This is a genomic window from Centipeda artemidis DSM 19719 (assembly GCF_000426665.1).
GTDB classification, from domain to species: Bacteria; Bacillota; Negativicutes; order Selenomonadales; family Selenomonadaceae; genus Centipeda; species Centipeda artemidis.
The window spans coordinates 71,633-89,885 of the sequence record NZ_AUFU01000009.1 but is presented as its reverse complement, the minus strand read 5'-3'; the positions used below and the strand labels follow the sequence as shown (position 1 = coordinate 89,885).

Here is an 18,253-nt window from a genome sequence, read left to right as displayed (position 1 = left end):
CACAGAACCCGTCGCTTGTCGAATTTATTTTATAATATTATAGAAGGGGGATCCATCCCCGGTTTTCGGTATGTCGGCATGTATCCAAGCGCCTTTTCCTTGACGCGCGGGGGCGGCGCTTGTATAATGAGTGCGGCAAACATTGAGAACTGAGGAGGAATTTCCTTGACAAAAGTTTTGGTCAGCGGCGCATGCGGCCGCATGGGGCGCGCAGTACTAAAAGCGGTTATCGACGACGCCGATCTTGAACTCGTCGGTGCGGTTGACATCAACGGCGGCGCGGATACGGGAGACCTCGCGGGCACGGGGAAAAACGGCGTGCTCGTGGAGACCAATCTAGCGGCGGCGCTGAAGCGCCTGAAACCTGAGGTCATGATCGACTTTACACGCCCGGACGTCGTCTATGGGAACGTCCTCACAGCGCTCTCGCATAAGGTCTCGCCTGTGGTCGGAACAACGGGGCTGTCAGATGCCCAAAAGGCGGAGATTAAGGCGGCGGCAGAGGCGAATGATACGCCTGCGTTTATCGCACCGAATTTTGCGATCGGCGCCGTTCTGATGATGCTCATGAGCCGTATGGCGGCAAAATATATGCCCGATGTGGAGATCATAGAGCTCCACCATGACAACAAACTCGATGCGCCGTCGGGGACGGCGGTGCAGACGGCTGCCATGATCGCCGAGGTGCGCGCCCCCCATGTGCAGGGACATCCGGATGAGGAAGAGAAGATTGCAGGAGCGCGCGGTGCGGCATACGAGGGGATGCGGATTCACAGTGTTCGTCTGCCGGGCTATGTGGCGCATCAAGAGGTCATCTTTGGCGGTCTCGGGCAGACGCTTTCGATTCGCCACGATTCTCTGAATCGCGAATCGTTCATGCCAGGGGTTGTGCTCGCGGCAAAGAAGGTGCGCGGACTCAAGTCGCTTACCGTTGGACTTGATAAATTGCTGTAAGGGGATATGGTCATGAAGAAATATCGCGTGGCAATTCTCGGCGCGACAGGCGCCGTCGGTCAGGAGTTTCTGAATCTCATCGAAGAGCGCAAATTTCCATTTTCGGAGCTGCGTCTCCTCGCATCCAGCCGCTCGGCAGGAAAGAAAATCGCCTTTATGGGCGAGGAGTATACAGTACAGGAGGCAGCGGCAGAGTCCTTTGCAGCGATTGACATCGCCCTCTTTGCAGGCGGGGCGGCGAGCGCAGAGTTCGCACCGCATGCGGTCAAGGCGGGCGCAGTCGTCATCGACAACTCGAGCACATTCCGGATGGATCCTGAGGTGCCGCTTGTCGTGCCCGAGGTCAACCCGCAGGCAATCGTACGCCACAAGGGCATTATCGCAAATCCGAACTGCTCGACCATCATTATGGTAATGGGGCTGAAGCCTCTTTACGACCTCGCCAAGATCCGCCGCATCGTCGTCTCCACCTATCAGGCGGTCTCGGGCGCAGGAAAAGAGGGGATGGCGGAGCTCGAGGAACAGGTCGCCGCGCTCGCTGAGGGGAAGGAAGCCGTCGCAAATATCCTGCCCGTCGGCAAGCTGCCGAAGCACTATCCAATCGCATTTAATCTCATCCCGCAGATCGATGTTTTTAAGGATAATCTCTATACCAAAGAAGAGATGAAGATGATCGACGAGACGAAGAAGATCATGGAGGATGATACGCTGCGCATCACGGCAACGACGGTGCGTGTCCCGGTCTATCGCAGTCATGCCGAATCCGTCAATGTTGAATTCAAAGAGCCCATCTCAATCGATGCGGCGCGCGGTGCGCTTGCGGCATTCCCGGGCGTTGTCCTGCATGACGATCCAAGCGCGCAGGAGTACCCCATGCCGCTTTATACCTCCGGCAGGAACGATGTTGAGGTTGGGCGGCTGCGTGTTGACGAGTCGACGGACAACGCACTGAATTTCTGGATCTGCGGCGATCAGATCCGCAAGGGAGCGGCGCTGAATGCGCTCCAAATCGCAGAGTATATGATCGCACATGATCAAATCTAAATAACGGCATCTTTGGATCCGTCGCATTTGAACAAAAATGCGGCGGTTTTTTTATGCAAAGGCACGGGACGTTAAATTGCGCTCCGCGCCTTTTATCATGCGCTTTTTGATGATTTTTTATAAATTGTATACGCGAAAAAAGAATATCTGTTTTCTTGAAAAACTCCTTTATTTTTGCTATAACTGTAAGGAAAGTGGTGAATTGTGGTGGAAAGTGCCATAATGTGGTAAAAGAATCCTGAAAGGTGGTGCGGCTCGGATGTTCATGGGGGAATACGCCCACAGCATTGATGCGAAGGGCCGCGTCATTCTGCCTGCCGACTTTCGGCAGGAACTCGGGGTTTCATTCATCATCACAAAGGGACTCGACGGCAGCCTCTTCCTGTTCCCGCAGGCAGCGTGGGATGAATTCGCGGCAAAGCTGCGCACGCTGTCGATCGCCGATCCGAACGCACGTGCATTCGCACGCTTTTTTATCGCCGGGGCGCGTACGCTTGAATGCGATAAGCAGGGGCGGTTCCTTGTTCCCGCGAATCTGCGCACCTATGCGAACATCGGGCTGAAGCAGGACGTGATCCTCACGGGTGCCGATGCGCGCATCGAGGTGTGGGACAAGGAGAAGTGGCTCAGCTACGCGGGCGAGGTGGATCCGAACATCACGGAGATCTCAAAGCAGCTCTCGAGCTACGGCATTTCGATTTAGGGGAACGGCATCGTGGATTTTCATCATGTGAGCGTTCTCCCCACCGAGACGGTCGCGGCGCTCGCCGTCGTGCCGGAAGGCACCTATGTGGACTGCACGCTCGGCGGTGCGGGACATGCGGGACGCATTGCGGCACAGCTCTCGCCCACAGGGCGCCTCATCGGTATCGATCAGGACGAAACGGCGATCGCGGCGGCGCAGGTGCGGCTCGCATCCGCTGCGTGCCGGGTGTCGCTCGTGCACGATAATTTTCGCAATCTGACGGCGATCCTCACGGCGGAGGGCGTTTCGGCAGTCGACGGCATTCTCTTCGATCTCGGCGTCTCCTCGCCGCAGATCGATACGGCGGCGCGCGGCTTCTCCTACATGCAGGACGCGCCGCTCGATATGCGCATGGATCGGCGGGCGGCGCGCTCGGCGTATACGGTTGTCAACGAGTACAGTGCGGCGCGGCTGACGGAGCTCTTTTACGACTACGGCGAGGAGCGCTGGGCAAAGCGTATCGCGGCGTTCATCGAGGCAGTGCGCAAAGAACGTCCCATCGAGACGACGGGCGAACTTGTCGAGATCATCGACCGTGCCGTGCCGAAGAAGGTGCGCGCAAAGGGCGGGCATCCCGCCAAGCGCGTCTTTCAGGCGATCCGCATCGAGGTCAACGAGGAACTGACGATTCTATCGGATGCGGTGACGGCTGCTGTGCACACGCTGAAGCCGGGTGGGCGGATCGCGGTGATCACGTTCCACTCGCTCGAGGATCGCATTGTAAAGCGCACGATGCAGCAGCTCGCACGCGGTTGTATCTGCCCTCCGCATACGCCTGTCTGCATCTGCGGACATACGCCGGAACTGCGGCTCATCGGCAAGGCGCAGACGGCAAGCCTCGCGGAGTGCGCAGCGAATGCGCGGGCGAAGAGTGCAAAGCTGCGCGTCGCGGAGAAGTTATAGCAATTATTTTTTGAATTAAAGTTTGACCGGAAAGAAGGTGACGCAGATGCCGGCACACAAATACGATCCCTATGTATACGACATACCGGCAGAGCCGGTGCCCGAACCTCGGATTGAGGTGCCGCGCGAACCGCTTCTGCGCCGTAAACTGAATACGAATCTGCGGAATTGTCTGCGCGCCATCTTCTTTCTCATCGCACTCGGGGCGATGGTCGTGACACTGCTCGGCGGCATCGGGGCGAAGAACGGTTACACGCTCCTTGAGACGCAGCAAAAGGCGGAGCAGCTCGAGCAGGAGAACGAGCGGCTGAAAATCGAGATTGCACAGCTCAAATCCCCCGCACGCATCGAGGCGATCGCAGTGCAGGAGCTGAACATGCAGATTCCGCAAAAAATGTATTTTTCGCATGAAGGGGAATGATTGATGATGAAGCGACTCAGTGAACTCGCTGCGCTCGTTCCGGGCGCGCGGATCACGGGCGACCCTGCAGTTGAGATTTTGTCGGTGGAGCGTGACTCGCGCAGAATAGAACCGGGCGCGCTCTTTGTATGCATCAGCGGCGCGCATGTGGATGCGCATACCTTCATACCAAATACGGCGCGGGCGGGAGCTCGCGCTGTTTTGACGCAGCGGGAAAACGTCGATGTTCCCGCGGGCATCTCTGTGCTCCATGTGCCGGATCTGAACGCGGCGCTTGATATGATCGTGCCGTATTTCTACGACTATCCGGCACGGTCGATGCGCGTTGTCGGTATCACGGGAACGAACGGGAAGACGACGACGAGCTATCTCGTGCGTGCGATTCTGCGCGCTGCGGGGCGGCGCGTGGGGCTCGTTGGGACGATCCGGGTGATGATGGAGGACGAGGTGTTCCCCACTGCGAACACGACGCCCGACGTGGTCGTCATGCAGCAGATGCTCGCGGAGATGCGTGCACGCGGCATGGATACGGTCGTGATGGAGGTTTCCTCCCATGCGCTCGATCAGGGGCGTGTGGCGGGCATCGAGTTCGATACCGCCGTCTTTACGAACCTGACGCAGGATCATCTCGACTATCATAAAACGATGGAAAACTATGCGCGCGCAAAGGCGCGGCTTTTTGAGCTTGTTTCCGCACCCGGTGTAAAGGCGGGCAAGACCGCCGTCATCAACGCGGACGATGCGGCGGGGGCAGTCATGCGCGCGCATACGACCTGTCCCGTGCTCTCCTACGGCGTGACGCAGCAGGCGGCGCTGACGGCGCGGGACATCCGGCTCGCGCAGGACGGTATGACGATGCGGCTCGTGCACGGAGATGAGGAATGTGCGCTCACGCTCCATATCACGGGCGAATTCAACGTCTACAACGTGCTCGCGGCAGCGGGGGCGGCACGTGCGGAGGGTATCGGATACGATGTGATACGCGCGGCGCTCGAGGGATTTACGGGCGTACCGGGGCGGTTCGAGCTCGTGCGCGCGGGGCAGGATTTCTCCGTCATCGTGGACTATGCGCACACGCCGGACGGGATGGAGAACGTCCTGCGGACGGCGCGCGCCGTGACGCGGGGGCGCATCATCGTCGTCTTTGGCTGCGGCGGCGACCGCGACCGGACAAAGCGCCCCATCATGGGACGGATCGGCGCGGAGATGGCGGATCTCGTCTACATCACGTCTGATAATCCGCGCACGGAAGATCCTGCGGCGATCCTTGACGAGGTGGAGTCGGGCGCGCTGCCCGTGCTCGGCGGGAAACCGTATGAAAAACTCGTCGATCGGCGCACCGCCATCTTTGACGCGGTACGCGCGGCGCGCCCGGGCGACAGCGTCGTGATCCTCGGCAAGGGACACGAGACCTATCAGATTCTCAAAGAGGGGACGATTCATTTTGACGACCGCGAGACTGCGGCGGAAGCGATAAGGAGTGTACGCTAGTGGCTTTCATGACATGGGATGAGATCCGCGCGGCGACGGGCGGTCGGCTTCTGCTTGGGAAAATGAGAGGAAACGACGCGTTTGCCGGCATCACGACGGACACACGCAAGGTGCAGGCGGGCGATCTCTTTGTCGCGCTGCGCGGGGAGAAGTTCGACGGCGCGGATTTTGCGGCCGGCGCACTCCGCGCGGGGGCTGTTGCCGTGATGCTCCCGGAGCCCGTTTCAGACGCGCATCGCAAGGAACTCGACCGCATGTCGGGGGCGGTGATCGGCGTGCCCGATACGCTCGCCGCATATCAGCAGATCGCCCATGCCTGGCGGATGAAGTTCGATATCCCCGTTGTCGCCGTCACGGGGTCGAACGGCAAGACGACGACGAAGGAGCTGACGGCGGCGGCGCTCTCCGGGCGCGGTGCGGTGTGCCGTACGGCGGCGAATTATAACAACGAAATCGGGCTGCCGCTGACGCTCCTTGGCATGACGGGGGAGGATACCGCCGCCGTCGTCGAAATGGGAATGCGCGGGCGCGGTCAGATCGCGGCGCTCGCCGCCATCGCCGCGCCGACGGTCGGTATCGTGACGAACGTCGGCGAGACGCATATGGAGCTCCTCGGGTCGATCGAGAATATCGCACGGGCAAAATCGGAGCTCGTGGAGGCGATCGCGCCCGGCGGCACGGTGATCCTGAATGCGGACGATGCGCGCGTTGCGGCGATGCGCGCACAGGCAGCGGACGGTGTGCGCATTCTGACGTACGGCATCCGTGCGAAAGCGGATATCCGCGCACAGGCGCTCCGTTCCGCGTGTAATGAGACACGGTTCATGGTGACGTACGGCGGTGAGCGGCATGACTATGCCGTGCCGCTCCTTGGACGGCACAATGTCTACAATGCGCTCGCGGCGCTTGCGGCGGGCTTTTCTCTCGGTCTTTCCCCGCAGGAGATGCAGGCGGGACTTTCCCGTCTCGCGCCGCCGAAGATGCGCTATGAGGTGCATCACGTCGGCGCGTGGACGTTCATTAACGACGCCTACAATGCAAGTCCTGCCTCGATGCGCGCCGCGCTGGAGACAACGGCGCGGCTCTATCCGGGGCGCAGGATCGCCGTGCTCGGCGATATGCTCGAACTCGGCGCTGCATCCGCAGAGGGGCATCGGAGCGTTGGGCGCACGGCGGCGGCAGAGGGCTTTGCCGTCGTTATTACCTATGGGGACGAGGCACGGCGCATTTACGAAGCCGCCGCGGCGGCAGGCTGCCTTTGCCGTCATGCCGCGACGCATGAGGAGGCGGCGAATCTGCTGCGCGGGATGCTCGCGGACGGCGATACCGTGCTCTTTAAGGGATCGCGCGGGATGCGGATGGAGCATATCATGGAGCTCGCCGCGGGGGAAGGAGCGAAACACTGATGGCGCAGATTTTTGACTTCCTCCCGCCGGCAATGGCGCTCCTGCTGGCCGCGCTCACAGCGTTCTTTTTTGTGATCCTCAGCGGCTTCTTCTTTCTGCCGTTTCTGCACCGGCTGAAATACGGGCAGAGCATCCGCGAGGAAGGCCCCGCGAGTCATCAAAAAAAGAGCGGGACGCCGACCATGGGCGGCGTGATGATCGTCCTCGGCGTGACGCTTGCGGCGCTTCTCTTTGCGCCGCTGACGGCGACGACGCTGCTCGCGCTGTTCATCTTCCTCGGGCATTTCGCGCTTGGCTTTGCGGATGATTATATTAAGGTCGTCAAAAAGCGCAACCTTGGTCTGCGCGCTTATCAAAAACTCGCCGGGCAGATTCTCATTGCGGGCGTGACCATCGCGATCGCGCGCACCGTGCTCGGGCACGATACGAGCCTGTGGATTCCGGTGGTCGGGACGTTCGTGGACATCGGAGCGCTCTATTACGTCCTTATTGTGTTTGTGCTCGTCGGTACGTCCAATGCCGTTAATCTGACGGACGGGCTCGACGGACTCGCGGCGGGGACGGTCGCCGTCGCGGCGTTGTTTTACGCGGCGCTGACCTATGGCACAGACGGCGGACTTACGGTGTTTTCAACTGCAATAATTGGTGCATGTATCGGCTTTTTGTGGTATAATCATCATCCGGCGCGCATCTTTATGGGAGATACAGGATCACTCGCGCTCGGCGGGGCGCTCGCGGCAGTCGCGATTCTCTCGCGGACGGAACTGCTGCTGCCCGTTGTGGGATTCGTTTTCTTCTGCGAGGCACTGTCGGTGATCCTGCAGGTCGTTTCATTTCAAACACGCGGCAAGCGTATTTTCCGCATGAGCCCGATTCATCATCATTTTGAGCTGGGCGGGTGGAGCGAAACGCGCGTCGTCTATACGTTTTGGGCGGTCGGCGCGGCGGCGGCGCTCCTCGCGTGGGGACTTGCGGCGCCGCTCTTATAAAAACTAACGGAGTTAAGGGGGACACAGGGATTGTCCTATCGGGGAAAAACTGCGCTCATCATCGGCGCGGGCATCAGCGGCTATGCCGCGGCAAAATATCTTGCGCGCGAAGGGGCGCACGTGACGCTCTCGGATGCGAAATCCGAGCCGGAGCTTGAAAAGGACGCGGAAACGCGTACACATATCGCATCGCTGAGGGCGCAGGGAATCTCCTGCGTCTTTGGCGCACAAGGGGAAGAACAGCTCGCCGGCGTCGATCTGCTCGTCCTCTCGCCCGCCGTTCCGGATCGCATTCCGCTCGTCCGGTCGGCGCGCACGCGCGGCATCCGCGTAACAACCGAGGTGGAACTCGCGGGGGAGGTTGCCTGCGCTCCCATCTGCGCCGTTACGGGAACGAACGGAAAGACGACGACGACAACGCTCCTCGGCGAGCTCCTGCGCGCGCATTTCCCCGCCGTGGGCGTCGGCGGCAACATCGGCGTGCCGCTCATCGACGAGGCTCTTAGAATCCCGGCGGAGGGAGCAATCGCCGCGGAGATCTCGAGCTACCAGATGGAGGCAACGCAGTATTTCCATGTTCATATCGCGGCGGAGCTGAACGTGACGCCCGATCACATCGTACGGCACGGCTCGATGGAGGTCTATCAAGCGATGAAGGAAAAGCTCTTCGCATGGCAGACCCCCGATGATTTCCTCGTGTTGAACGACGATGATCCGCATACGCGCGGCATGGCGGCGCGCGCGAAGGGGCGTGTATGCCTCTTTAGCCGTCGGCACGCGCTCGCGGAGGGCGCGTACATCGACGGCGGGATGATCGTGATCGTTTGGGACGGCGTGCGGCATGAACTCGTTCCCGTTGCGGAACTCGGCATTCGCGGCGGTCACAATGTGGAAAACGCACTCGCCGCGGCGGCGTCGGCGTTCCTCGCCGGGGTGACGCCGGAGGAGATGCGCCCCGTCCTGCGCAGCTTCCGGGGCGTGGAGCACCGCATCGAGCCGGTGCGCGAGATCGGCGGAGTGCCATACTACAACGACTCCAAGGCGACGAATACGGATGCCGCAATCAAAGCGCTCGAGGCGTTTGACGGTCACATTGTCCTCATTGCGGGCGGCGATGATAAGATGACCGATCTCACGGACTTCATGCGGCTTGTGCGGGAGCGCACGGACGAGCTGATCCTCGTCGGGGCGGCGGCGGAGCGGTTCGCGGCGGCGGCGGCAGACGCGGGGATTGCCCCCGCGCACATTCGCCGTGTCGGCTACGATATGGAAGCGGCGGTGCGTCTGGCACATACACTTGCACGTCCGCCGCAGACGGTACTGCTTTCGCCCGCGTGCGCGAGCTTTGACATGTACGGCGGCTATGAGGAGCGCGGACGGGACTTTAAGAGGATCGTGAACGGACTATGAACATCATCGTATCGGGCGGCGGCACGGGCGGGCATATCTATCCCGCGCTTACGATCATCCGTGCGATCGAAAAAAGAGTTCCGGGCGTGCGCATCCTCTACGTCGGGACGCCGCACGGGCTTGAGGCGGACATCGTGCCGCGCGAGGGCATCGACTTCGCAGCGATCGATCTTGCGGGATTTGAGCGGCGGCTCTCGTTTGAGAATGTCCTGCGCGCGGGGCGTGCGCTGCGTGCGCTCGTGCGTGCGCGCGGCATTGTCCGGGTGTTTCGTCCCGACGTCGCGATTGGCACAGGCGGGTATGTCGCGGGACCGATTCTGCTTGCGGCGAGCCTTGCGGGCGTACCGACGCTCGTGCAGGAGCAAAATGTGTGCGCGGGCGTGACGAATCGTCTGCTTGCGCATTTTGCGGCGGCGATTGCCGTGGGCATGGAGGATGCCAGGCGTGTGTTCCCGCAGGAAAAAACCGTCGTGACGGGCAATCCCATTCGCCCGGAGGTGCTGACGGCGACCCGTGCGGAGGGGGCGGCGTCCTTCGGCTTTGATCCCGGGAAAAAGACGGTGCTCATCTCGGGCGGCAGCCGCGGCGCGCGCTCCATCAATCGAGCGATGGTCGAGGTACTCGCGCACGCGGCGGCGCAGAGGGATGTGCAGTACCTCCATGTGACGGGGGCAGACGAGCACGCGGATATGCTCGCACGTCTGAGGGAATTGGGCGTGCGGCTCGAGGATGCGCCGCACATCCGCGTCCTGCCGTATCTCTACAACATGCCGCAGGCGATGGCGGCGGCGGACATCGCCGTGTTCCGCGCGGGGGCGACGGGGCTTGCGGAGCTGGCGGCGCGCGGCGTGCCCGCGATTCTCATTCCGTATCCGTATGCGGCGGAGAATCATCAGGAAAAAAATGCCCGCGCGCTTGAAGCGGCGGGCGCGGCAGAGGTCATTTTGAACCGCGACATCAGCGCCGCGGCACTGGAAGAAGCTCTTTCGGCACTGCTCGCGGACGATGCGCGCCGTGCGGGGATGGCGGCGGCAATGCACCGGCTCGGGAAGCCGGACGCGGCGGATGAGATCGCAGCGCTCGCGCTGCGGATTTGTAAAAAAGAAGGGTGAAAGAATTGCTCAAGGATTTGCACGGTATTCGGCGGATACATTTTGTCGGCATCGGCGGGGCGGGCATGAGTCCGCTCGCGAAAATTCTCCTGCTCCTTGGCTACGAGGTGTCCGGCTCGGATCAGGGCACGTCGCCCATCATCGAGGAACTCGTGCGCCTCGGCGCGCACATCCGGACGGACGGACAGCGTGCGGAGAACGTGCGCGGGGCGGACGCCATCGTTGTCTCGACCGCGATCCCCTACGACAATCCGGAGGTGATCGCGGCGTGGGATCTGCGCATCCCAAAACTCCACCGCTCGGACATCAATGCGGCGCTCGTCAACGAGTACGACGGCATCGCCGTCGCGGGATCGCACGGCAAGACCACAACAACCTCAATGATCGGCGTGACGCTCGACCGCGCGGGCGTATCGCCGACCGTCATCGTCGGCGGCGAAGTCCCCGACCTCGGGACGAACGCAAAGCTCGGCACGAGCCGCTATCTCGTCTCCGAGGCGGACGAGAGCGACGGTTCCTTCCTTAAGCTCCGCCCGCATATCGCCGTCGTGACCAATGTGGAGGATGACCACATGGATCACTACGGCACGATGGAGAAAATCATCGAGGCATTCCGTACGTTCATCTCTCAGATCGACGCGGACGGTACGGCGGTGCTCTGCTACGAGAACGAGATTCTGCGCCGTCTCGGGGCGGAGACCGACCGCACGGTCGTCTCCTATGCCATCGATGCGGCGGCGGATTACCGCGCTGCGGATATCGAGACGTGCGGTTCCGTGATTTCCTTCACCGTCTTTGAGCGCGGTACGGCGCTCGGACGCATCTCCCTCCACATTCCCGGGCGGCACAATGTCCTCAACGCGCTCGCCTGCGTCGCCGTCGCGCGTCTTGCGGGGCTCGATTTTGACCGCATCGCGGATGCTCTCGCGCATTTTCATGGAGCGAAGCGGCGATTCCAGACGAAGGGAAAGGAACGCGGCATTTGGGTGGTCGACGACTATGCGCATCACCCGACCGAGATCGCGGCGACGCTTGCGGCGGCGCGGCAGACGGAGCCGGGACGGCTTGTCTGCGTGTTCCAGCCGCACCGTTACTCGCGCACACAGCTCCTGCGCGCGGAATTCGGCGGTTGCTTTGCCGCGGCGGATCTCCTGCTGCTGACGGATGTGTACGCGGCGGGCGAAGCGCCGATTCCGGGCATCAGCGGTGAAACGCTGATGGAGGAGGTCGCGCGCCAAACAGGGCAGGATGCGGTCTATCTGCCGGAGCGCGCCGATCTCGTGCAGTATCTCGCGGAGCATGTGCGTCCCGGCGATCTCGTCATCACGATGGGCGCGGGCAATATCCTCGAGGTTGGGGAAGAGCTCGTCGCGCGTCTGAAAGAAGGGACGGCGGGGCGTTCCGAGGGACTGATCGCCGTCGTCATGGGCGGACCCTCGACCGAGGCGGAGGTCTCGCGCCGTTCGGGCGCAGCGATTTTGCATGCCCTGCACGAAAAGAATTATCCTGCGGTCGGGATCGAACTGAATCCCGCGACCTTTGCCGAGGAGATCAAAAAACTGCGTCCCGCACTCGTCTTTAACGCGCTGCATGGGAAATACGGCGAGGACGGCGTTCTGCAAGGCACGCTCGATATGCTCGGCATTCCCTATACTGGTTCGGGCGTGCGTGCGGCGGCGCTCACGATGGATAAGACCTCGGCGAAACGCATCTTTGCCGCCGAGGGGATTGCGACACCGCGGTTCCGCAGTTTCTATGCCGGAACGGATACGGGGAAAATCGCGGAGGAGATTCTCGCGGCGTTTTCTCTGCCCGTCGTGGTCAAAGCGCCCGAACAGGGCTCGAGCATCGGCGTCTATATCGTCACAGAGGAGGACGATCTGCGCAGCTCCTTGGACGAGGCATTTTCCTACGGCGGCGAGGTGCTGGTCGAGGAGTTCATCGCGGGGCGCGAGCTGACCGTCGTCGTGTGGGGGGAGACCGGACATGCGGAAGCCTTGCCTGTCATTGAAATCACAACGACCTCAGGACGGTATGACTATGAAAGTAAATACACGCCGGGTGCGTCTGCGCATCTCGTGCCTGCGCCGATCTCCCCGGAATGTACGGCAGAGGTGCAGGAACTTGCGGTGCGTGCATTCAATGCCTGCGGATGCACAGGTGTGGCACGTCTCGACGTCATGCTGAGCGAGACAGAAAAACCCTATGCCATCGAGGTGAACTCCGTGCCGGGCATGACCGAGACCTCGCTCGTGCCGGACGCGGCGCGTGCCGTCGGGCTCTCCTTCCCCGATCTCTGTGAGAAAATACTAGAGATGGCAGGGTATCAACGATGAAGTCACGCCGTATCATCAGGGCGGCGCTCTATCTCCTTGCTATCGGGGGGATTCTCGCGGCGCTCATCTATTCGCCGCTCTTTACGTTCCGGCAGCTCGTCGTGCATGGAAACGTCAACCTCGATGAGCAAGAGCTCTGCCGGATTGCTCGCATACAGTATGGTCAGCGCCTTTTCGAGTTGAAAACGGACGCCATCACGATCAACCTCCTGCACGATCTGCGCATCGAGTCGGCGGTGGTGCGGCGGCAGCTCCCGAACAAGATCGAGATGGACATCGTGGAGCGGGTACCCGTGGCGACCGTCGCGTGCGACTATGGATATCTCGATTTTGATCGGCAGGGAAAAGTCATCGCGAGCTACCGGACACTCAAGGGGGCGGATATCCCCATTATCACGGGCATCAAGCTGCGCGATCTCTTTATCGGGGACGACAATACCGATGCGCAGGTAGCGCAGGTGCTTGGGTTCCTCGGTAAGATTGCGCCGACGGAGGTGGGGCAGATCTCCGAGGTCAATATCACTGTGCCGGACGCCGTCGTCGCGTATACGAAGAGCGCGCTGCCGATCCGGCTCGGACGGCTTGATGGAATAGGGGATAAAGCAGGGCTCACCCAGGATTTTTTACAGGATCAAAAGACGACGCGCCATACGATCGAGTATGTCGATTTCAGCTATGACGCGCCGTCCATCAAACTTGCGGACAAGACCACAGAGGGGAAATAAATGAAACAATTCCGGCAAGGCGGGTGGATGATTGCACTCGTCTGCGTATTGATCGGATTTATGATTGCCGTGCAGTTCCGCACGGTACAGGATACGAAGGGGAGTATCTCTCAGCAGCGTATTGAGGAGCTTTCCGACCGCCTGCTCCAGACGGAGCACGAGCGCGACGAGCTCGGAGAGGAGCTGCGCAAGGTACAGACGGCAGTCGCCGATGCGCAGAGCAGCGTGGATCAGGAGATGCTGCGCTACCGTGCCGCGCTCCTCCCGCTCACGGGGGAGGGCGTTATCGTGCGCATGGACGACAGCACGAAGAAGGTGAAGTCCGGCGAGAATCCGAACCTCTACATCATTCACGATGACGATCTCCTGCGCGTCATCAACGAGCTGCGCGCGGCGGGGGCGGAGGCAATCTCCGTCAACGGGCAGCGGCTCGTCGGCACGTCGGAGATCCGGTGTGCGGGACCGACGCTCTCGGTCAATAACGTGCGCTCTTCCGCACCCTTTGAGATCCGTGCCATCGGGGACAAGAAATCCCTCGAGAACTCGCTCAAGATGCGCGGCGGCGTCGTCGAGACCCTTAGTGTGTGGGGGATTCAGCTCGACATCACGGTGAGCGACGACGTTTACATTCCTCCCTATCGCGGGAGTGTTCATCAGACCTATGCACATGAGACAGAAGAGAGGACGGAGGAATAAAATGATCTACATCGTTTTGGTCAGCGTCCTCATCGGGCTCTTCATCGGCTATATGAGCCCCATTGTGATTCCGCTCGCCTATACAAAGCTGTTCTCCGTCGCGCTTGTCGCCGCGCTCGACGCCGCGTTCGGCGGACTGCGTTCGGCGATCTCGGAACGGTTCGACAAGCACGTCTTCGTCACGGGCTTTTTCTCCAACACACTGCTCGCCGCGGCGCTTGTCTTCATCGGCGACCGTCTCGGCATCGATCTCTATTACGTTGCTCTGCTCGCGTTTGGTTTTCGTATTTTCAAAAACCTTGCGGTCATCCGCCGCTACCTGCTCAGGGACTATCGGGACGGCGCAAAGTAACACATTCCTAGACATATCCTCAAAAATTCTTGTATCACAGAAGGGAATATGTATTTCATGCCATCAGTCATGGAACGACTGGTGGCTTTTTATATGCAAATTTGCCGTAGAATTTATGTAAGGATTATTTTGATAAAATTTTAGAAAATACACTATTCATTTTCTAACTAGTATGCTATAATATTTTTGAGGTGAACAAAAATGAGCGAAATTGAACGAATAGATGCTATAATGAACATATTATATCAAAAAAGCATAGTTAAGAATGAAGAGTTAGAGGAAAAATTTAATGCTTCCTCTGTTACGATTCGCCGTGATTTAGGAAAATTACAGAAAGAGGGGTTGATTGTTCGGTTTCGCGGCGGAGCGATGCTGGCAAAATCTAAACTAGGACATGAGCCCTCCCTAGATGAACGTGAATGTGAAAATTTACAGCAAAAAAGAATGATTGGCATAACAGCTGCCAATCTCGTAGAAAAAGGAGATATTGTCGCATTGGACATTGGCAGCACGACGATGGAAATTGCGAAAGCCTTGCGTTCCCATGAAAACATTACGGTTTTCACGTCGAGTTTGCCGATAGCGAAAATATTCTATAACACAAATGTAAAAGTGTATTTGGTGGGAGGTTTGTTAAAACAAAAGGAATTGTGCCTAGGAGGTCCTATTGCGAGAAGTGTCATTCGGCAATATCATTTTGATAAATTCTTTCTAGGGGCTGCGGGAATTGATCAGAATGGAAGCATTACAGATTTTGACATAGATGAAGTCGAAACGAAAAAAGTGTTTATTGAGCGGTCGGAAAAAGTAATTTTGGCGGCAGATTCCGGTAAAATGGGCAAAACGTCGTTTATCGAAGTTGCCTCTTGTCCTGCAGTCTGCACACTGATTACAGATGGTGAAGCGAATTTTCCGATGCGGAAAAAATTGCAGGAAAGGGGGATGGAGGTTATCATTGCAGATGCATTCAGAAAATCGCCCCATAAATAAATTTATTTAGGAGGGTGCATAATGCAAAAGAAAGTTGTCATACTGGGAAGCAGCGGCGGAAATTTGTATAATCTGGGCGGCAAAGATCCGAATGCGCTGCTGGGAGAGCTAATCCGACAAATACAAAAAGCGGATATGACAGTCAGCGCAATACAGTTTATTGCCGCCGAGGCATCCATGGATCATGTTCATCCTACGACAAAAGCCAGCCTTTGGACATGGGATGGAGGAAGTGCCGGAAAAGTATTCAGCGGCACCTTGGAAGAGGTGAATGCGGAGGCGGTAAAAGAGGATGAGAGAATCGCCGCGTGCATCGAAAACGACGGCATTGACGGGGTGATCCTAGTCAGCGCCGATCCCGAAGGGGCAAACCGACAGGCGCTGCATGCTGCTGCTGCAAAGAAACTAGCTGCGACCGGCACGGGCGGAACATCGATGGCAAAAGCTCAGGCAATGGGGCTGAATGTTGTGGCTGTTTCCGGGACGACAGGGACGACAAACCGAACGCGTGCTATTGCCAACGTATTCGCTTTGTCGAAACATTGGGGCTTGAAATATCAGCCTGCGATCGGAGGTTCGGTCTCCTTACCAGAAGCCTCACAGGGGAGCGTTTGGTCGAGAATCAGCGTGCGGGGCGTTTTGATGGCCTCGTTGCCGGGATTCATTGCCATGGCACTTACCTTGATTCTGAGTAAGATTCCCGGGCTGGAGTCTTTTGAGGATGTATTCAATCTTATGATTGAAGCGCTGCCTGTTATTGTTGCGGCCGTTGCGGCAAAACAGGTCTCAGGATTGGAAGAAGTGGCTGTCGTTGCCGGTGTGATCACGGGCGTGTTGTCTGTGAAAGGAGGCTTGATCGGCGGGATCATCGGAGGAATCTTGGCAGGCGTCCTGGTGCAGTATCTGCTCATGAAATGTCTGAAGCTGGGATTTCCTACAACAACTGCCAATATTGTGTCCGGAGGAATTTCGGGGCTCCTGGCGGGGCTTGCGATCTATCTCTTTATTGGTCCATTGGCGATTATGCTGGGGGATGCCGTCCGCTATGTGATCAATACGGCTTTGGAGATCAATTCGGTACTTTGCGGCGGTATTGCCGGGCTTCTCATTTGGCCGGCAATCATGGGCGGCATGTACCATGGAGCGATTTTGCCGATTATTTTGCTTGAGATGGAAAAGACCGGAAACAGTTTTTTGGGTGCGATCGATATGGTGGGACTGGTGATGGTGTCAGCAGGCATCATGCTGGCAAATGTGGTCTATCCCCGTGTGAAGGACGACCGCACATTGGCTGCACCCGGGCTTTTTATCAACATGGTGTTCGGAACGTTTGTTGAAGCCGCCTATCCGTTCATGTTTTCCAGTAAGATTGTTTTGGGCGGAGCATTCGCATCAGCTTGCATCGGCGGGCTTTTTGTCGGTTTTTTCAACGTTCGTGGGACAGCATATGTGCCGAGCATCGTTGCGCCGACGCTTTCCTCGGATTGGCTCGGGTTTTTGATCAGCATGGCGGTTTCGATGTTCAGCGCGTTTTTATTCACGATTTTGGCGAATAAAATTGCACGTTCCAGAAATCGTATGTCTGAACAGTGATTTTATATGGAGGAACATAGTGATGATAATAGCGGATATGCAAAGAAAAATGAAAATCGCACGCAGGAAAGTTTGGGATGCGATTGAGCAGCATGGCGGCACGACGCTGCTGTCTACGGGAATTACCGGTGATGACGCACGCATGGCGAAGGCTGCGGTAGATGCAGGCGCTAGACTTTTAGAACCGAATCATCCGGCGGTGGCGCTTGCCCGTGGACTTCGTGGGGTAAATAATATGCATGCGGCGGAAGCGATTCGGCATGAGGTTCCTCTGGCAGAGATGGCTGCGGTGGTTTCCGGCGTCCGTGCAGTTGTGGGAGAAGATATTTACATTACGGTCGGCGTACCCGGTGGATTTACTGAGGTGAAGCCAGTCATCCTTTGCGATGCAGACTTCCAAATGCTTTCTTTAGCAGGAACAGATGGCTTGCATATACATAAAACCTCTTTGGAAGATCTGTCCGAGGTGGTTGAACGCGCACATCGTTACGGCCTGCTCGTTGATGCATATATTGGACGTTCATCGGATCTGCACCCCTTTGGTCTGCCTGCCGATACGCCGGAAGATGTCGCCAGAACCGCAAAAGAGATGGAATCAGCAGGTGCCGACATGATCGGTTTAATGACAGGCATGAGCTATGAAGGCACGAAAGCAGGAGAGATTCCATCTGTTATGAAGGAACGCATCCAGGCGCTCGTTGAATCTGTGAAAGTCCCCACATTGGCTGAGGGCGGGATCAACAGTGTCAATCAGAAGGCGTTTCGCAATACAGGAATCAACATCATCGTGGTCGGTACTGCGTTTGATGACTGTGCTGCACAGGCAATTCACAGCAGCGTCCAGTGCTTCCTCCCGAAGGAAAGTAAAGGAGAACATTTTGCTGAAGTATAAAAAAGAGCTTACATTGAAGCCGCTGGCAGCGAACATACAAAAATAAGCTCTTAGGAGAGGAAAACCGACATTTTCCTCTCCTTTTTGTATTATAGCATGAATGTCCAGCAGAATAAAATAATCATTAACTATAGAAGTTTTTACACTGATAAAAACGAGGGCACGGAAGTGGATCATACTGGTGGCGCAGTAAG

The 18,253-nt window shown here is 58.3% G+C and carries 17 protein-coding genes; all 17 read left to right on the top strand.

Going from position 1 to position 18,253, the window contains the following annotated elements; genetic code table 11:
- Positions 1–165: 165 nt before the first annotated feature.
- Positions 166–954 carry a 4-hydroxy-tetrahydrodipicolinate reductase gene (gene dapB / locus K341_RS0106805; RefSeq protein ID WP_026762293.1) on the top strand — a complete coding sequence of 263 codons (789 nt, stop codon included), beginning with the start codon at positions 166–168 and terminating at the stop codon, positions 952–954.
- Positions 955–966: 12 nt separating this feature from the next.
- Complete coding sequence (locus K341_RS0106800) at positions 967–1,998, top strand: aspartate-semialdehyde dehydrogenase (RefSeq protein WP_026762292.1); 1,032 nt, start codon at positions 967–969, stop codon at positions 1,996–1,998.
- A gap of 259 nt (positions 1,999–2,257) precedes the next feature.
- A complete protein-coding gene (gene mraZ / locus K341_RS0106795; RefSeq protein ID WP_009350750.1) occupies positions 2,258–2,701 on the top strand; it encodes a division/cell wall cluster transcriptional repressor MraZ in 444 nt (147 codons plus the stop codon).
- A gap of 12 nt (positions 2,702–2,713) precedes the next feature.
- Complete coding sequence (rsmH, locus tag K341_RS0106790) at positions 2,714–3,646, top strand: 16S rRNA (cytosine(1402)-N(4))-methyltransferase RsmH (protein ID WP_026762291.1); 933 nt, start codon at positions 2,714–2,716, stop codon at positions 3,644–3,646.
- Positions 3,647–3,692: 46 nt separating this feature from the next.
- Positions 3,693–4,067, top strand: a complete 375-nt coding sequence (locus K341_RS0106785) for a cell division protein FtsL (RefSeq protein WP_009658349.1) — start codon at positions 3,693–3,695, stop codon at positions 4,065–4,067.
- A gap of 3 nt (positions 4,068–4,070) precedes the next feature.
- The gene (locus tag K341_RS0106780; RefSeq protein ID WP_026762290.1) at positions 4,071–5,558 is read left to right on the top strand and encodes a UDP-N-acetylmuramoyl-L-alanyl-D-glutamate--2,6-diaminopimelate ligase; all 1,488 of its coding nucleotides are present in this window, start codon (positions 4,071–4,073) and stop codon (positions 5,556–5,558) included.
- On the top strand, positions 5,558–6,964 hold the full coding sequence (locus tag K341_RS0106775) for a UDP-N-acetylmuramoyl-tripeptide--D-alanyl-D-alanine ligase (protein WP_009658344.1): 1,407 nt from the start codon (positions 5,558–5,560) through the stop codon (positions 6,962–6,964). Before K341_RS0106780 ends, K341_RS0106775 begins: the two co-directional genes overlap by 1 nt.
- The gene (gene mraY, locus K341_RS0106770; RefSeq protein ID WP_026762289.1) at positions 6,964–7,953 is read left to right on the top strand and encodes a phospho-N-acetylmuramoyl-pentapeptide-transferase; all 990 of its coding nucleotides are present in this window, start codon (positions 6,964–6,966) and stop codon (positions 7,951–7,953) included. The genes K341_RS0106775 and mraY overlap by 1 nt, the downstream gene beginning before the upstream one ends.
- Before the next feature lie 30 nt (positions 7,954–7,983).
- Entirely contained in the window at positions 7,984–9,363 is a 1,380-nt protein-coding gene (gene murD, locus K341_RS0106765) for a UDP-N-acetylmuramoyl-L-alanine--D-glutamate ligase (protein WP_026762288.1), read from the top strand.
- On the top strand, positions 9,360–10,475 hold the full coding sequence (gene murG / locus K341_RS0106760; RefSeq protein ID WP_026762287.1) for an undecaprenyldiphospho-muramoylpentapeptide beta-N-acetylglucosaminyltransferase: 1,116 nt from the start codon (positions 9,360–9,362) through the stop codon (positions 10,473–10,475). Before murD ends, murG begins: the two co-directional genes overlap by 4 nt.
- Positions 10,476–10,480: 5 nt before the next feature.
- Complete coding sequence (murC, locus tag K341_RS0106755; protein ID WP_026762286.1) at positions 10,481–12,811, top strand: UDP-N-acetylmuramate--L-alanine ligase; 2,331 nt, start codon at positions 10,481–10,483, stop codon at positions 12,809–12,811.
- The gene (locus K341_RS0106750; RefSeq protein ID WP_009438888.1) at positions 12,808–13,536 is read left to right on the top strand and encodes a cell division protein FtsQ/DivIB; all 729 of its coding nucleotides are present in this window, start codon (positions 12,808–12,810) and stop codon (positions 13,534–13,536) included. Before murC ends, K341_RS0106750 begins: the two co-directional genes overlap by 4 nt.
- Positions 13,537–14,232 (top strand): DUF881 domain-containing protein, encoded by a 696-nt coding sequence (locus tag K341_RS0106745; RefSeq protein WP_026762285.1) that lies wholly within the window; start codon positions 13,537–13,539, stop codon positions 14,230–14,232.
- Position 14,233: 1 nt separating this feature from the next.
- Positions 14,234–14,584, top strand: a complete 351-nt coding sequence (locus K341_RS0106740; protein WP_009350761.1) for a small basic family protein — start codon at positions 14,234–14,236, stop codon at positions 14,582–14,584.
- 201 nt (positions 14,585–14,785) lie between these two features.
- Positions 14,786–15,574 (top strand): DeoR/GlpR family DNA-binding transcription regulator, encoded by a 789-nt coding sequence (locus K341_RS0106735; protein ID WP_026762284.1) that lies wholly within the window; start codon positions 14,786–14,788, stop codon positions 15,572–15,574.
- A 21-nt stretch (positions 15,575–15,595) separates the two neighbouring features.
- Positions 15,596–17,167 (top strand): PTS sugar transporter, encoded by a 1,572-nt coding sequence (locus K341_RS0106730; protein WP_026762283.1) that lies wholly within the window; start codon positions 15,596–15,598, stop codon positions 17,165–17,167.
- Between the two features lie 22 nt (positions 17,168–17,189).
- Positions 17,190–18,059: a HisA/HisF-related TIM barrel protein gene (locus K341_RS0106725; RefSeq protein WP_026762282.1), complete on the top strand. Its 870-nt coding sequence runs from the start codon at positions 17,190–17,192 to the stop codon at positions 18,057–18,059.
- Positions 18,060–18,253: the final 194 nt, after the last annotated feature.

What these genes read in the sequence shown, in the direction of transcription:
- murG (WP_026762287.1), top strand. Translation starts at nt 9,360, where the DNA reads ATGAACATCATCGTATCGGGCGGCGGCACGGGCGGGCATATCTATCCC.
- K341_RS0106785 (WP_009658349.1), top strand. Translation starts at nt 3,693, where the DNA reads ATGCCGGCACACAAATACGATCCCTATGTATACGACATACCGGCAGAG.
- K341_RS0106745 (WP_026762285.1), top strand. Translation starts at nt 13,537, where the DNA reads ATGAAACAATTCCGGCAAGGCGGGTGGATGATTGCACTCGTCTGCGTA.
- mraZ (WP_009350750.1), top strand. Translation starts at nt 2,258, where the DNA reads ATGTTCATGGGGGAATACGCCCACAGCATTGATGCGAAGGGCCGCGTC.
- K341_RS0106740 (WP_009350761.1), top strand. Translation starts at nt 14,234, where the DNA reads ATGATCTACATCGTTTTGGTCAGCGTCCTCATCGGGCTCTTCATCGGC.
- K341_RS0106800 (WP_026762292.1), top strand. Translation starts at nt 967, where the DNA reads ATGAAGAAATATCGCGTGGCAATTCTCGGCGCGACAGGCGCCGTCGGT.
- K341_RS0106725 (WP_026762282.1), top strand. Translation starts at nt 17,190, where the DNA reads ATGATAATAGCGGATATGCAAAGAAAAATGAAAATCGCACGCAGGAAA.
- K341_RS0106750 (WP_009438888.1), top strand. Translation starts at nt 12,808, where the DNA reads ATGAAGTCACGCCGTATCATCAGGGCGGCGCTCTATCTCCTTGCTATC.
- mraY (WP_026762289.1), top strand. Translation starts at nt 6,964, where the DNA reads ATGGCGCAGATTTTTGACTTCCTCCCGCCGGCAATGGCGCTCCTGCTG.
- K341_RS0106735 (WP_026762284.1), top strand. Translation starts at nt 14,786, where the DNA reads ATGAGCGAAATTGAACGAATAGATGCTATAATGAACATATTATATCAA.
- K341_RS0106730 (WP_026762283.1), top strand. Translation starts at nt 15,596, where the DNA reads ATGCAAAAGAAAGTTGTCATACTGGGAAGCAGCGGCGGAAATTTGTAT.
- K341_RS0106780 (WP_026762290.1), top strand. Translation starts at nt 4,071, where the DNA reads ATGATGAAGCGACTCAGTGAACTCGCTGCGCTCGTTCCGGGCGCGCGG.